Origin of the sequence: Halopseudomonas sp. SMJS2 (assembly GCF_029866945.1) — a bacterium.
GTDB classification, from domain to species: Bacteria; Pseudomonadota; Gammaproteobacteria; order Pseudomonadales; family Pseudomonadaceae; genus Halopseudomonas; species Halopseudomonas bauzanensis.
The window spans coordinates 2669756-2684824 of the sequence record NZ_CP123445.1 but is presented as its reverse complement, the minus strand read 5'-3'; the positions used below and the strand labels follow the sequence as shown (position 1 = coordinate 2684824).

General features: G+C 62.2%; 12 protein-coding genes. 9 read left to right on the top strand and 3 right to left on the bottom strand.

Annotation, left to right across the window (positions count from 1 at the left end; translation table 11 throughout):
• Positions 1 to 8: 8 nt before the first annotated feature.
• Positions 9 to 773: a 3'(2'),5'-bisphosphate nucleotidase CysQ gene (gene cysQ / locus QAO71_RS12675; RefSeq protein ID WP_280164599.1), complete on the top strand. Its 765-nt coding sequence runs from the start codon at positions 9 to 11 to the stop codon at positions 771 to 773.
• A 272-nt stretch (positions 774 to 1045) separates the two neighbouring features.
• Here the strand turns inward: cysQ and QAO71_RS12670 are convergent, their stop codons facing one another.
• The 3 genes from QAO71_RS12670 to QAO71_RS12660 are packed head-to-tail and all read right to left on the bottom strand — an operon-like array spanning position 1046 to position 5336.
• Entirely contained in the window at positions 1046 to 3169 is a 2124-nt protein-coding gene (locus QAO71_RS12670) for an FAD-dependent oxidoreductase (protein ID WP_280164598.1), read from the bottom strand.
• A gap of 44 nt (positions 3170 to 3213) precedes the next feature.
• Complete coding sequence (locus QAO71_RS12665) at positions 3214 to 4053, bottom strand: alpha/beta hydrolase (protein WP_280164597.1); 840 nt, start codon at positions 4051 to 4053, stop codon at positions 3214 to 3216.
• A 2-nt stretch (positions 4054 to 4055) separates the two neighbouring features.
• Positions 4056 to 5336, bottom strand: a complete 1281-nt coding sequence (locus QAO71_RS12660) for an MFS transporter (protein ID WP_280165687.1) — start codon at positions 5334 to 5336, stop codon at positions 4056 to 4058.
• Between the two features lie 290 nt (positions 5337 to 5626).
• On the opposite strand from QAO71_RS12660, the gene QAO71_RS12655 reads away from it, so the two are divergent.
• The 8 genes from QAO71_RS12655 to QAO71_RS12620 all read left to right on the top strand — a co-directional run bounded on the left by QAO71_RS12655 (position 5627) and on the right by QAO71_RS12620 (position 14996).
• The gene (locus tag QAO71_RS12655; protein ID WP_280164596.1) at positions 5627 to 6361 is read left to right on the top strand and encodes a 3-oxoacyl-ACP reductase family protein; all 735 of its coding nucleotides are present in this window, start codon (positions 5627 to 5629) and stop codon (positions 6359 to 6361) included.
• A 12-nt stretch (positions 6362 to 6373) separates the two neighbouring features.
• Positions 6374 to 7147 (top strand): SDR family NAD(P)-dependent oxidoreductase, encoded by a 774-nt coding sequence (locus tag QAO71_RS12650; RefSeq protein WP_280164595.1) that lies wholly within the window; start codon positions 6374 to 6376, stop codon positions 7145 to 7147.
• A 48-nt stretch (positions 7148 to 7195) separates the two neighbouring features.
• Positions 7196 to 7825 carry a nuclear transport factor 2 family protein gene (locus tag QAO71_RS12645; protein WP_280164594.1) on the top strand — a complete coding sequence of 210 codons (630 nt, stop codon included), beginning with the start codon at positions 7196 to 7198 and terminating at the stop codon, positions 7823 to 7825.
• 12 nt (positions 7826 to 7837) lie between these two features.
• Complete coding sequence (locus QAO71_RS12640) at positions 7838 to 8923, top strand: alkene reductase (protein ID WP_280164593.1); 1086 nt, start codon at positions 7838 to 7840, stop codon at positions 8921 to 8923.
• A complete protein-coding gene (locus QAO71_RS12635) occupies positions 8920 to 10776 on the top strand; it encodes a long-chain-acyl-CoA synthetase (RefSeq protein ID WP_280164592.1) in 1857 nt (618 codons plus the stop codon). Before QAO71_RS12640 ends, QAO71_RS12635 begins: the two co-directional genes overlap by 4 nt.
• A complete protein-coding gene (locus QAO71_RS12630; protein WP_105643623.1) occupies positions 10776 to 11867 on the top strand; it encodes an MBL fold metallo-hydrolase in 1092 nt (363 codons plus the stop codon). Before QAO71_RS12635 ends, QAO71_RS12630 begins: the two co-directional genes overlap by 1 nt.
• Positions 11868 to 11913: 46 nt before the next feature.
• Positions 11914 to 13491 (top strand): DUF1302 family protein, encoded by a 1578-nt coding sequence (locus tag QAO71_RS12625; RefSeq protein ID WP_105643622.1) that lies wholly within the window; start codon positions 11914 to 11916, stop codon positions 13489 to 13491.
• A 122-nt stretch (positions 13492 to 13613) separates the two neighbouring features.
• Complete coding sequence (locus tag QAO71_RS12620; RefSeq protein WP_105643621.1) at positions 13614 to 14996, top strand: DUF1329 domain-containing protein; 1383 nt, start codon at positions 13614 to 13616, stop codon at positions 14994 to 14996.
• Positions 14997 to 15069 lie beyond the last annotated feature (73 nt).

The following is a 15069-nucleotide window of genomic DNA, read 5'->3' as shown; positions in this document are numbered from 1 at the left end:
GGAAACCTATGAACGAAGCCATGTCAGCGCTGCTTGAGCAGGTGATCGATATCACCCGTGTTGCCGGTGAACAGGTGCTGCAGATCTATCACTCCGATTTCGAAGTGCGCGGCAAGGATGATGCTTCACCGGTGACCGAGGCCGACGAGCGGGCCGAGGCTCTGATCCTGCGGGCCTTGGCGCAGTGTGCGCCTGTTGATCCGGTGATTTCCGAAGAGGCCGCCGCTGCGGGGCATGTACCCGAGGTGGGTCAGCGCTTCTGGCTGGTGGATCCGCTTGATGGCACCAGGGAGTTCATCAGTCGCAATGGTGAGTTCACGGTCAATATCGCGTTGATCGAAGCCGGTGAACCTGTGCTGGGCGTGGTACTGGCTCCGGCGTTGGGCCGCCTGTTCGCCGGGGCCAGGGGGTGCGGTGCCTTTGTCGAGGAGGCTGGTATACGCAAACCCATCGAATGCCGCGAACCCTCGTCCGAGGGGCTGGAGGTGGTGGCCAGTCGGTCCCATGGGGATGCCCAGGCGCTGGATGCCTTTCTGGCCGGGCGCAAGGTCCGTTCGCTGAAAAGCGCCGGCTCGTCATTGAAGATCTGCCTGGTGGCCGCCGGTGAAGCGGACCTGTATCCGCGCCTGGGCCGTACCATGGAATGGGATATCGCCGCCGGCCACGCGGTGCTGCTGGCGGCCGGTGGGCAACTACTGACCCTGCAGCACGAGCCACTGCGCTACGGCAAACCGGGCCTGGACAATCCGCATTTCTATGCTCGAGGCAGATAAAACCGCAGCTTGCGACCGGTTGGTGCTCGACTCCATGAGCGAAGCCAATCAGTAACACCATTGCTGTCGGCCAGTCTTGGTACGAGCTGGTGCTCGAACCTCCCAGGAACTCCAATACCAAGCCTGCCCTGGGGGGGCGTCGAGCACCAGCTCGATGAGCGAAGTTAACCGGCGATATAGAAGTATTCCAGAGCCGCCAAGGCGTAGCGCAGGTGCGCTACACCCCGGAATGCGGGCAGGTGACCTGAGCCTTGCTGGCGTCGACCTCCCGGCTACAGTGCCAGCGCGGCCTCGGTAGCCGAGCGTAGCGCGCCTTCGATATAACCCAGGGTGTGGCTGTCGCCGAGGCGATGGATGGGCAGACCACTGCTGGCCAATTCGTCGGCCAGGCTGGCATCCGGGCCGGCGCCCAGGGCTAGTACCACCGAATCCGCCACCACCTGCTGGCTCTGGCCCTGCTGGTCGCGGTAGTGCACCGCCTTGGTATCGATACGCTCGATCTGCACCTGGGTCAGCAGAGCAACCTGGTGCTGGCGCAGGTTGTCCAGTACCCGCCAGCGGCGCACGATCGACAGTTCCCGGCCGAGGCTGGCGTCGGGTTCCAGTACGGTCACCTGGCGGCCACGCTCGACCAGGAACTCGGCCAGCTCCAAGCCGACCAGTCCGCCGCCGATGATCACCACTTGCTTGCCCAGGGGCATCCACAACTTCGACAGTTGCTTGATGGCATCGGTGCTGTTGGTTGCCCCCGTCAGGCTGCCGGCTTTCATCATGGTCCGCTGGGGCAGCGACAGTTTGGCTTTGGCGATCTCCTCGGCGCGATCGCCGGTCATCAGCCGGCGCAACTCATCGCCACTCCACACATGCTTGAGGTCGGCGCCGGGAATATCCGGTGCGGCGCGGCGTGCGCCATTGGCTACCAGCACCTGATCGGCACCCAGTTCCCGCAGCAACTCGGGAGTGGCTGCGGTGTCCAGGCGTACATCGATGGGTAGCTGGCTGACCTGATGCACCAGGTTGTCGAGCAGCGCACCGTTCTCCGGGTAGGCCAGGGCGGCGAAGAACAGCGTGCCACCAAGCCGGTTGCTGCGCTCCAGCAGGGTCACCCGGTGGCCACGCAGGCAGGCCAGTCGTGCGGCTTCCAGCCCCGCCGGCCCACCGCCGACCACCACGATATGCTGCGGCTGCGCCGCCGGCACAATGACCTTCTGGTATTCATGTCCGGTAAAGGGGTTTGCGGCGCACTTGACCCGCTCGTTGACGAAGATCTGGCTGACGCATACATAGCAGTAGATGCATGGGCGGATCGCTGCCGGGTCACCCTTGATCAGCTTGTTGGGCAGCTCCGGGTCGGCCAGCAGTTTGCGTGCCATGGCCACGAAATCGCATTTGCCCTCGGCGATGGCCCGGTCGGCAGTGGTCGGATCCAGCCGGCCGACGGCGATCACCGGCACTTTGACCACGTTTTTTACCTGGGCGGCCCAGTCGAGAAAGCCTGCCGGCTTCTGTACCAATGGCGCTTCGGTAAAGGCCACGCCGGTGGTGGTGGCGGCATAGGCGGATACCGATACGGCGTCGACACCGGCGGCCTCGGCCATCTGCGCGAAGGCCTGACATTCCTCAAGGGTGATGCCGCCGTCGAGGCGCAGTTCCTGGGCGTCCAGTCGTAGCCAGACACCGAAATCATCCCCTGTGCGCTGGCGTACTTCGCGGATCACCTCGAGCATCAGGCGTGCGCGGTTTTCCAGGCTGCCACCGTATTCGTCGTCGCGCTTGTTGTAATAGGGCGAGAGGAACCCGGCGATGATATAGGTATGCGCCGCATGGATCTCGACGCCATCGAAACCGGCGCGCTGGGCGCGTTCGGCAGCCGCACCGAACCAGCTCACCAGTTGGGCAATATCATCCTTGTCCAGTACCCGTACCCGAGGTTTGTTCTTCGGTCTGCCGGAGCTGATGAAAGCACCCAGTTCTTCCCGGGTCAGCGAATCCATCATGTCGGTCTTGAACGGCGGCGGCAGGCTTGGCACCCACAATTCGCGACCTTCGGTCAGATCGCGTACGGAGCTCTTGCCGGCGTGTTGCAGCTGGATGGCGATCTTCGCGCCATGTTTGTGCACGCGCTCCACCAGTTGGCTGAGGCCCGGCAGAAAACGCTCATCCGACAGGCCGACCTGATAGGGCTCGGCGGTACCGGCGGGAAAGGCGATGGCGCCGACGCCCATGATCAGCAGGCCGGCACCGCCAGCGGCGCGCGCTTCGTAGTAGGCCTGGATGCGCTCCCCACAGGTGCCATCCGACTCGGCGAAGTTGGAGCCCATTGGGGCCATGATGATACGGTTGCGCAGTTGGAGTTTGCCGATAGTGGCCGGCTGCAGCAGATGGGAATAACTCATGCGGGAAACCTCAAGGGCAGGGCAACCGGGGTTGCCCTGACGTGTCATTCATCATTCAGGAAAGCGATGCATTCCCGGTTGAACAGCGCCTGGTGCTCGACCTGCACCCAATGGCCGCAGCGGTTGAGCATGATGAACCGGGCATGGGGGGCATTGTCGAGGATTTTCAGTGCACCGGCTGGGGGATTGAACAGATCGTTGGTACCCCAGAAACCCAGGATCGGCACCTGGATCTCGCCCAGACGTTCGGTCATGTTGGGCACCAGCATGGTGGAAAACAGATTGGCCGGCTGGGTCACCGCCACCGCGGCACGCTCCTTGAGCAGATTTTCATCCAACTGGCTGCTGTCGAACAGTTGAAGGCTCATGACCTGACGCATTTCCTCGACGCCCATCGGGCCCTGGCCGAATACCTCGACCATGCGCACTATGCCTTCCATCTGAAAGTAGGTTTCGCGCTCTTCCACGCCGCCGGGCGCCATCAGCACCAGCTTTTCCACGCGCTCGGGATAGGCCAGAGCGGCGCCCAGGGCGATAGCGCCACCCAGGGAGTTGCCGAGCAGAGTGCAGCGGTCGATGCCGACCTTGTCGAGAAACCCCTGCAGGCTGCTGACGAAGAAGGCCAGGTCGTAGTTCACATCGGCCGGCTTGTCGGAGCGGCCGAAACCCGGCAGATCCAGCACGATATTGCGGTAGCCAGCCTTCTCGAACACCGGGTAGTTGCCCTTGAAATTACTGAAGCCGCTGGCGCCGGGGCCGCTGCCATGCAGCCAGACCACCACCGGACCGCTACCGATGTCCAGGTAGTGCAGGGTCAGGCCGTTGTCCAGGGTGGCGTAGCAGCCGGTAGGTAGTGGCAGTTCGGCGGTATGGGAGGTATTCACATTCAAGCTCCTTCAAGCAGGGGGGATTCCGCGGCGGAATCGACGTCGGTGCCGTCGACCTGCCGGCGATAGCGAGGGATGGCCCAAGCCAGGCAGACGCAGGGCAGCAGCAGGATGACCATGGTGCTGGCCATCGCGTAGCGCAGGGCCTCGGCACCAATGGCCTGTTCAAAGAAATCACTGAGTATGCCGACCACCAGCGGGCCGAGCCCGACACCGAGCAGGGTGACGCCCATCAGGAATATGGCGGTGCCCTGGGCCAGCTTCGAGGCTGGGAACAGGTGAGTCATGGCGCCGAAGCAGGGTACCGACCACCAGGTGCCAAAAAACGCGAAGCCCAGATAAAGCAGGAAGGGGGTGGGTATCGTCATTTCGCCCAGGCTGAACACCGAGCCTGCCGGCCAGAGGAAGAACAGCAGGCCGAAGGGAATGCTCATCGCGGTGCCGAACAGGGCGGTGCCCAGTTGCCAGCCAGTGTTACGCCGTACCAGGCGGTCGGTGGCCCAGCCGCAGGTCAGGGTGCCAACCACGGACATCAAGCCGCCGCCGATACCCAGCAGCGCGCCGGCTTCGGTCAGGCTCAGGCCATGGGAGCGGATCAGGAAGCTCGGTGTCCAGGTGCCAACCGCATAGGCGGCGATCGCCGCCAGGCTGCCGGCCGCGACAATCAATGCGTAGGAGGGGGTCTTGGCCAGCGACAGGAAGGTTTTCACGAAGCCTTTCTGGGATTCGCGTGCCGAGGCAACCTGATGGCGCGGAGCGCGTACGGTCAAGGCCAGGATCAGGCCCAGCAGCACACCCGGCGCCCCGATCAGGATGAATGCCCAGCGCCAGCCATACATATCGGCGATCCAGCCGCCCATGCCCAGGCCGAATACCGCACCCAGCGCCGGGCCCATGAGAAATACCGCCAGCGCCCGGGAGCGATGGCTGGGGGGGTACAGGTCAGCGACCATGGCCACCGACGGCGCCGAGCCGCCAGCCTCACCGATCGCCACCCCGATCCGGAACAGCAGCAGCATGGTGAAGCTGGTGGCCACGCCGCAGAGCATGGTCATCGCACTCCAGGCGATGCAGGCCAGGGCGATCACCGGTTTGCGTCCGATGCGGTCGGAAAGACGCCCCAGCGGCAGACCGAATACGGTATAGAACAGTGCGAAGGCAACCCCGGAAAGCAGGCCGATCAGGGTATCGGAGACGCCGAACTCCAGCTTGATGGGCTCGATCAGGATGGAGACCAGCAGGCGATCTATGTAGTTGAAGATGTAGATCAGCGCCAGCATCAGCAGGGCGTAATGGGTATGCCAGGTGATTTTGCGCTGAGTCGGGCAAGGGATGGCTGACGAGTTCACGGCATGCTCCGGATCATTGTGTTTATTCTCGGTTGCTCGATCATCCACCCCGCCGACGATTCCCAACATCGTCCATTCAGACCAGTGTCTGGCTGCTGTCGAAGGCACGGATGGGGTGAGTTCGATGGTTAGTCTCAACGGACGATGTTGGTCCCTGTTCGCGAATGAATCATAGCTGCAACCGTCAATGGGTCGACTGCGATCGGCCAACAGGAGCAGCGATGAAACTCGAAAACAAGATTGCCTTTGTGACAGGTGCCGCTCAAGGCATGGGGGCCGCCATCGTTCGTCAGTTCGTGGAACAGGGTGCGCTGGTCTATGCCGCCGATATCAACGCCGAAGCCATCGAGGCCAGTGTTGCCGAACTCGGCGACCGGGCCCGCGCGGTGGTGTGCAACGTGATGGACGAGGCCTCCGTGCAGGCCGCTATGCAGCGTATCAGTGACGAGGTCGGTCGCCTCGACGTACTGGTCAACAACGCCGGCACCGGTTCGGTGGACAGCTTCCTCGACACGCCGGTGGAGAACTGGGAGCGGGTACTGGGCGTCAACCTCAAGGGCACCTTCCTCTGCGCCCGCGAAGCGGCCCGGCTGATGGTCGCCAGGGAAACCGCTGGCACCATCATCAATTTCTCCAGCACCGGCGCGCTCACCGGTGAGGGTCCCAGTCACTACGTTGCCTCCAAGGCCGGTGTCATGGGGCTGACCCGTGCCCTTGCCCGCGAACTGGCACCCAGCCGCATCCGCGTCAACACCATCGTTCCCGGCCCCACCGACACGCCGATGATGGCCGGCATTCCCGATGAATGGATGCAGGCGATGGTCGCTGCGATCCCGCTTGGCCGCCTCGGCCAGCCTGACGAAGTGGCGCGGGCGGTGGTGTTCCTCGCCAGCGACGACGCCAGCTTCATCACCGGCCAGAACATCACCGTCAACGGCGGTTCGGCATTCATCTGAGGAGCAGATCACATGACAGCACGTATGCATAACAAGGTCGCCTTCGTTACCGGCGGCGGTTCGGGAATCGGCGCGGCCACCGCGCTCAAGATGGCCGCCGAAGGCGCCACCGTGGTCATCTGCGGGCGCCGTGCGGAGCCACTGCAGGAAGTCGTTGAGCAGATTCGCGTCGCCGGCGGCAAGGCCGATTACCGGGTGGCCGACGTGAGCAACGAGGAGTCCTTCGTCAATGCCATCAAATCCACCGCGGTGGAACATGGTCGCCTGGACATCATGGTCAACAACGCCATGGCCTACACCTGGGGCGGTGTCGACAGCATGAGCACCGCGGACTGGCACGCCAATTTCAGCACCACCGTGGACGGCACCTTCTGGGGCACCCGTACCGCCATGCAACTGATGAAGGAGCAGGGCGGCGGTGCCATCGTCAATATCGCCTCGATCTGCGGCGTATTCGGCACGGCGTGGATGTCCGGTTACTCCGCAGCCAAGGCGGCGGTGATCAACTTCAGCCGTGCGGTGGCCTCCGAGGGTGCGCCATTCAAGGTGCGCTGCAATACCGTGATCCCCGGCGTGGTCGCCACACCCGCCACCGCCGGCATGCTCGGCGATGACAAGACACGCAACAACACCGAAAAGCTGATCCCCATGGGCCGGGTAGGCGAGGCCGAGGAGCTGGCCAATGCGGTGTTCTTCCTCGCTTCCGACGAGGCCTCCTACATCACCGGTGCCAGCCTGGCCGTGGATGGTGGTCGTAGCTCCGACCTGTACACCGTCCTGGAATGAAGCGCGGGCCTGCGGGCCCGACTCAACCTCAACCCTATAGGCAATACCATGGATCAGAACACCCTTGCACAGCGCCTGGATCGTCTGGAGTCGATCGAGGCCATCCGTCAACTGGCGGGTAAGTACTCCCTGTCGCTGGACATGCGCGACCTGGATGCCCACGTCAATCTGTTCGCGCCGGATATCCGGGTTGGCGGTGGCAAGGTCGGTCGCGCCCATCTCAAGAGCTGGGTCGATGACACCCTGCGTCACCAGTTCACTGGGACCTCCCATCATGTGGGACAGCACATCATCGAGTTCGTCGATGCCGATCATGCCGTTGGCGTGGTGTATTCGAAGAACGAACATGAAACCGGCGCCGAGTGGGTGATCATGCAGATGCTCTACTGGGACGATTACGAGCGTGTCGATGGCGAGTGGTTTTTCCGCCGCCGGCTGCCCTGCTACTGGTACGCCACCGATCTGAACAAGCCGCCGATCGGCGACATGAAGATGCGCTGGCCGGGTCGCGAACCCTACCACGGCACCTTCCAGGCGTTATTCCCGTCGTGGCAGCAATTCTGGGCCAACGTACCCGAGCGCGAGACATTGCCGCAGGTGGCGGAGCCGGCCCCGGTCGAACATTTCCTGCGGCGCATGCGGGCTGATACCCCGGCGCCGAAGATCCGTGTTCGCTGAGGGGGAGGGCGCATGAATCCACTACTGCAACCCACCCGTTTCGGCGAGCTGCAACTGGCCAACCGTATCGTCATGGCACCGATGACCCGCAGTCGTGCCGACAGCGAGGCAGTACCGACGTCGGTCATGGTCGAGTACTACGCCCAACGCGCATCGTCCGGCCTGATCGTTGCCGAAGGCACCTCACCCTCGGCTGATGGCCTGGGCTACTGCCGTACCCCGGCGATCTACAGCCAGGCGCAGATCGATGCCTGGCGCCAGGTCACCGACGCGGTGCATGCTGCCGGCGGTCAGATCGTGCTGCAGTTGATGCACTGCGGACGCGTGGCCACCCATCACAACAAGCCGGTTGGCAGTCGTACCGTGGCGCCCTCGGCGGTGCCGGCGCAGACCCAGTTGTTCACCGATGTGGTGGGCATGGCCGATACCGATATGCCCGCCGCGTTGAGCCGTGAAGAGATCCGCCAGGTTATCGCTGACTATCGCCAGGCGGCGCTGAACGCTCGCGAGGCCGGTTTCGACGGCGTCGAGCTGCATTGCACCAGCGGTTATCTGCCGATGCAGTTCATGTCGCAGAACGCCAACCTGCGCACGGATGAATACGGCGGCAGCGTCGATAACCGGGTGCGCTTTGCACTGGAGGTGCTGCAGGCCATGGCCGAGGCCATCGGGCCGGGCCGAGTCGGCGTGCGCTTCTGCCCCGGCAACAAGTTCAACGACATCGCCGACAGTGAGCCGTCGGCAACCCTGGATGCGCTGCTGCGTGGGCTGGACGGCCTGCAGCTGGCCTACCTGCACATCATGCGTGCGCATACCCGCAAGATCGATGCCTTTGCCGTGGCGCGTGCCGCCTTCAGCGGGCCACTGATCGTCAATGATGGTTTCGAGCCCGACAGCGCCGAGCAGATGGTGGCCGATGGCCTGGCCGACGCGGTGTCCTTCGGTCGTCATTTCATTGCCAACCCGGATCTGGTGACGCGCATTCGGGATGATCTGCCGCTGGCTGAATTCGACCGCCACACCCTGTATTCCCCCGGCCCCGAAGGATACATCGATTACCCCACTGCGGACGCACGCTCTCTGGAGGAGTTGTCATGAGCACATCCCTGGCACAACAACAAGAAACAATCAGCCGCAGCCTGCCCACGCGCGAGCAGACCCAGGCCAAGCTGGACCTGCGCTCGGTAGCGGCCAGCCGCATCAAGCCGACGCAGCTTTACACGCTGGCAGACCGGCTGGAGACCCAGGTGGAGCGCTTCGGCGAGCGGGATTTTCTGGTCTATGGTGAGCAGCGCTTCAGCTACCGCGAGGTGGACGAGCGCGCCAACCAGTATGCCAATACCTTTCTGGCCCGCGGCATCAAGCCCGGTGATGTTTGTGCCATGGCCATGGAGAATCGCCCGGATTTCTTCTTCTGCTGGTTTGGCCTGACCAAGATCGGCGCCGTCACGGCCTTCCTCAACTACCACCTCAATGGCCGGGCCCTGCTGCACGCGCTGCAGTCCACCGCGGCCAGGGCGGTGGTGATCGGTGAAGAATGCCTGGGTGGGTTTCTCGATACCGAACAGACCGCCGACTATCCGCGCTGGCTGGTGAGCGATACGGAGAAGCCGGTGGATCGCGCTGCACTGCCGGCAAGCCTGGATCAGCAGTTCCATACCGAGGTGCTGGATGCCTCGCGGGCGCGTCCGGACGCCACGCTGCGTGCCGGCATCAAGGCCGAAGATGACATGCTGTACATCTTCACCTCGGGGACCACGGGGCTGCCCAAGGCGGCGAAATACAGTCATATGCGCTGGATGACCTCCGGTGATGTCATGGAGGTGACCCTGGAAGTCACCCCCGAGGATATCTTCTACTGTTGCCTGCCGCTGTACCACGGCGCCGCCGCTACCTCGGTGACCTCCACTGCATTGGCTGCCGGCGCGTCGATCGTGTTCCGCCGCAAGTTCAGCGCCAGCCAGTTCTGGCAGGATATCCGCCAACACCAGGTGAGCATCTTCCAATACATCGGTGAGATCTGTCGCTACCTGCTGAACAAGCCGGCGCAGCCTGACGACCGCTCCCATGGCCTGCGCTGCATGCTTGGCGCCGGGTTGAGCAAGGATGTATGGAGCCGCTGGGTCGAACGTTTCGGCGAGCTGGACGTATTCGAAGGCTGGGGCGCCACCGAGGCCAATGCGGCGGTACTGAACGTCGATAACCGCGTCGGCTCCTGCGGTCGGGTGCCGTTCTGGGACAAGACCAACCTACGCCTACTCAAGTACGACACCGGCACACAGACCCACCTGCGTGATGCCGAGGGGCGCTATATCCACTGCCAGCCGGGTGAAGTCGGCGAGGCGGTGGGCATGATCATCAACCTGCCGGACATCGGCGCCGGGCGCTTCGAAGGCTATACCTCGGCCGAGGCGACCGAAGGCAAGATCCTGCGCAATGTGTTCAGCGACGGGGATGCCTGGTGGGCCTCCGGCGACCTGCTGCGTTACGACGAAGATGGCTACTGTTATTTCGTCGACCGCATCGGTGACACCTTCCGCTGGAAGAGCGAAAACGTCTCGACCCTGGAGGTGGCCGATGCGCTGGGCGACTTCCCCGGCCTGGAACTGATCAATATCTACGGTGTGCGGGTGCCGCAACATGAAGGCCGTGCCGGCATGGCCGCGGTGCTGATGCAGCCGGGGCAGGATTTCGATCCGCAGGCCTTCTTCGCCTTTGCCAGCCAGCGCCTGCCGCACTACGCGGTGCCGGTATTCGTGCGGGTCTCGGCCATGGCGGACATGACCAGCACCTTCAAGCTGCGCAAGATCGACCTGCAACGCCAGGGCTACAACCCCGAGCTGTTCGACGATCCGTTGTTCATCAAGGATGACCAGGCCGGCAGCTATGTGCCATTCGATGCCGAGGCGCTGGCCCGGGCCGGCCTACCCGCATTCGTCGGAGAAACCTGATGAGCGGCCTGGATCTGCACCAACAGGATGTCAGGGATAGCCTGAGCTTTCCCTGGCCCGAACCGCCACAGCCGGGACATACCCAGGAAGTGGCGCCGGGTGTGCTATGGCTACGCATGCCGCTGCCGTTCGGCCTGGATCACATCAACCTGTACCTGCTGCGTCATGAGCATGGCTGGGTGGTGGTGGATACCGGGCTGAACACGCCGCAGAGCAAGCAGGTCTGGGAAAGCGTGTTCGCCGAGGTGTTCTCCGGTGCGCCGGTGCTGGCAGTCATCGTCACGCACTTCCACTATGACCACAGCGGCCTGTTCGGTTGGCTGGTGGACCGCTTCCAATGCCCGGCCTACATGAGCTTCGGTGAGTACCAGTCGATGTTCGTTGTCCCACCCAAGGGGGATGAGCCGAACTGGGCATTCTCACAGTTCTATCAGCGCTGCGGCCTGAGCGAGCAGGAGGTGACCGAGTTCCAACCCATGCTCAGCCAGATGTCCTATGACATCGACGCACCCACCAGCTTCCGCCGGTTGCGCGAGAACGACCTGCTGAAGATCGGCAATCGTTGCTGGCGGATCGTCATCGGATCAGGGCATTCACCCGAGCATGCCTGTCTCTACAACGAAGACGACCAACTGCTGATTGCTGGTGACCAGATCCTGCCGCGCATTACTTCCAGCGTCTGCGTCAATGTCAGCGAACCGGAAGCCAACCCGTTGGGTGACTGGCTGGCCTCACTGCGGCGCTTTCGCAATCTACCCGACTCGGTGTTGGTGCTGCCGGCCCACGAGCGGCCCTTCCACGGCCTGCACCATCGGCTGGGTCAGTTGCAGCAGCATCATGACAGCCATCTGGAAGCGCTGGTGGCGGCGCTGGATCGGCCGAAGACAGTGGCCGAGCTGCGCCCGGTGCTGTTTCCAAGAATTCGCGGCAGTTTCGATCTGCTGATGGCCATCGGGGAAACCCTGGCCCACATCAATTTCCTCAGGGACGAGGGAGTGCTGACCCGCACTCTGGACGGCGAAGCCTGGCGCTTCGGCCTGTCCAGCAGTGGGGGACAGACGTTTGTAGCAACTGAAGACATCCATGTTTAACAAAAAACAACAGGCAAGTTGTTTCACCTGAACGCAGGAGTTCGTTATGAAGAACAATAACAAGAAGGTCATGCAGCGGAGCTCGACAGGGTTTGCGGTCGCCTCACTGGCCATCGCCATCGCCGCATTCTCTTCCCAAGACCTACAAGCCGGCGAGACATTCCGCTTTGACAACGGAGCGACTATCGACTGGTCGGTGACTACCAGTTACGGTATCGGTATTCGCATGAAGAATGCCGACTCCAAACTGCTGGATGGCCAGGCCAACGCCGATGACGGCAACCGCAACTTCGACCGTCACTCACTGACTACTCACCGGGCTACCGCGCTGGGTGAACTGATTCTGCGCAAGGACAACTACGGTGCGGTGCTTCGCGGTAGTACCTTCTACGATGACGTCTACCATAGCAAGAACGACAATGACTCGCCCGGCACGGTCAACAAGGATGGCGAGCACGACCGCTTCACCAGCGATGCGAAGAAATACTCTGGTGGCCGCAGCCGTTTTCTGGATGCCTACGTATTCGGTGACTTCGACCTGCCCAACCGCCAGCGTCTGGGAGTCAAGGCCGGCCGGCATATGGTGGCTTGGGGTGAAGGTCTGTTCTATCCCGGGGTGAATGGGGTACAGGGCCCGGTGAACGTGGTCAACGCCGGTCAGCCGGGTATCGAGGTCAAGGACATCATGCTGCCGGTTGGCCAGGTATCGGCCAGCTGGGAGGTCAATCCGGACTTCGGTCTGTCCGCCTATGTGCAGTATGAGTGGAAGGGCAATGAACTGAACCCGGTGGGTTCCTTCCTGTCGACCTCGGATGTGACCGGGCCGGGGCGTGAGTTCATGATCCTTGGGCCAGGTTTCAATGCGGCATACGCTGGTACCAATGAGCCGCGCGATAGTGGCCAGTATGGTATTCGAGCCATGTATCGACCGACGCTGACCACCGAGCTGGGCTTCTTCCATGTCCGCTATCATGATCGCAATCCTGCCGGTGTAACCATTGCTCCGACTTTCCAGAGCTATGAAATTGAATATATCGAAGACATCAAACTGACCGGTATGAGCTTCTCCACCAGCGTCGGTGATACCCAGGTTGGCGGTGAATGGTCCTACCGCACTGGTGCACCCGTCCTGCTGGCCGGTAACCAGTTGACCACCGGCTCCGGTCAGCAGATGCAACTGAGCTTTATCCGCGCGTTGGGTGACATGCCCTGGGCCAAGTCGACCACGCTGATGGGCGAAGTGGTGCACGTGCGCGCCGATGACGTGGACAAGGTCGGCGACAACAAGGACTACACCTACAAGACCGATACCTCCTGGCAGACCAAGACCTCCACGGCCTACACCCTGCAGGCGGTATTGTCCTACCCGGGCGTCTTCTCCGGCTGGGATCTGAACATACCGGTGAACTGGGCGCATGTGGTCGAGGGCAATACGCCGCTCAAGGGCACCATCTCGGCAGGTCAGGGTGACAAGCGCATGTCACTGGGGGCGACCTTCAAGTACCTGGGTAACCTGGAGCTGAATACGACCTATACAGCGTACCTGTACTCGGGTGACCCGGGCCGCAACCGCATGCTGGCTGACCGTGACTATCTGACATTCTCGGCCAAGTACTCTTTCTGAATGAATACGAAAGCGACTTTCAGCGCCAGCCTGTCGGCTGTTTAGTCTGATCAGACGATGAGCCGATAGCTGTTGACGCAATAATGGATGAAGGTCGCGCTTACCCTGTGGAGATAAGAATAATGAGTAGACATGGTGTAGTAGTTTCCCTGGCCGCCGCCATCAGCATGGCGTTTGCAGGCCTTGCCAATGCCGCGGTTTCACCAGAAGAGGCGGAACGCCTGGGTCAGGATCTGACCTGTGTCGGCGCCGAACGTGCCGGCAACGCCGCCGGCACCATTCCCGAGTTCAAGGGCCTGTATGTGGGCAAGGTGCCTGGCTGGGATGCGCCGCCGCACAGTGGTGCGCATCCGGTCGACCCTTATGCGGCGGATCAGCCGATCCTGGTGATCACCGCTGCCAACATGGCTGAACATGCCGAGCAACTGACCGAAGGTCAGCAGGCGATGTTCAAGCGTTACCCGGATACCTACAAGATCAACGTCTATGAAGGCCGCCGCGAGTTCGCCTACCCCGAGGTGGTGTGTGAGCGGGCAAAGTGGAACGCGCTGAATGCCCAGATCGTGGATGACGGTTTCGGTTATACCGGTCTGGGATATGTGCCTTTCCCGATTCCGAAAAGCGCTATGGAAGTGCTGTGGAACCACCAACTGCCGTTCCGTGCCTGGACCCAGGATGAAATTCGCGATATTGCCTCGGTAACCGCCAACGGCAGTATCGGTTGGGGCCGCTCGCATGGTCGATGCCTGGCACCGCCGATGGATCCGGATCCGAATCTGCGTCCGCATACCGACGATGGTGTATCGGCCTATTGCACCACCGAGGTGCTGTTGCCGTTGCGCGAGCGGGGTAACACCTCGCTCAACCATGAGCCCTACAACTACAAGACCGCACCGCGTACGGCCTGGTCTTACAACACCGGCACACGGCGGGTACGTCTGGCTCCGGGGTACGGCTATGATCAGCCGCTGGGTGGCAGTAACGGCCTGATGACCATCGACGAGGACCGTCTGTTCAACGGCGCGCCCGACCGCTATGACTGGAAGCTGATCGGCAAGCAGGAAGTCATCGTGCCCGCCAATGCCTACAAGGTACATGGCAAGGATGTGAAGTATGACCAACTGCTGACAGTCAATCATCCCAATCCGGACTACCTGCGTTATGAGCTGCGCCGGGTCTGGGTGTTGGAGGCCACGGTCAAGTCCGGTAGTCGCCACGTATACGGCAAGCGCAAGCTGTTCCTCGACGAGGATACCTGGCACGCGGTACTGGCAGATAACTACGACAGTCGAGGTGAATTGTGGAAGCATGCGATCGTCAACTACTACTACCATCCCGATACCCAGGCATGGCAGGCGGGTGCAGCGTTCTTCCATGATCTGAACAGTGGCGGGTACGTCGGTTACACGCTATCCAATGAGCGCCAGCGCGCAGCGATCCTGAACAAGGGGGAAATGGACCCGACCCAGTTCACTCCTGACCGTCTGCGGGCGATGGGCCGTTGAGGTGATGTGAGGAGACTGACTGCAATCGCATTACGCTGGTTGCAGTCGCATTGATAAAAAGCCGAGTCGCATA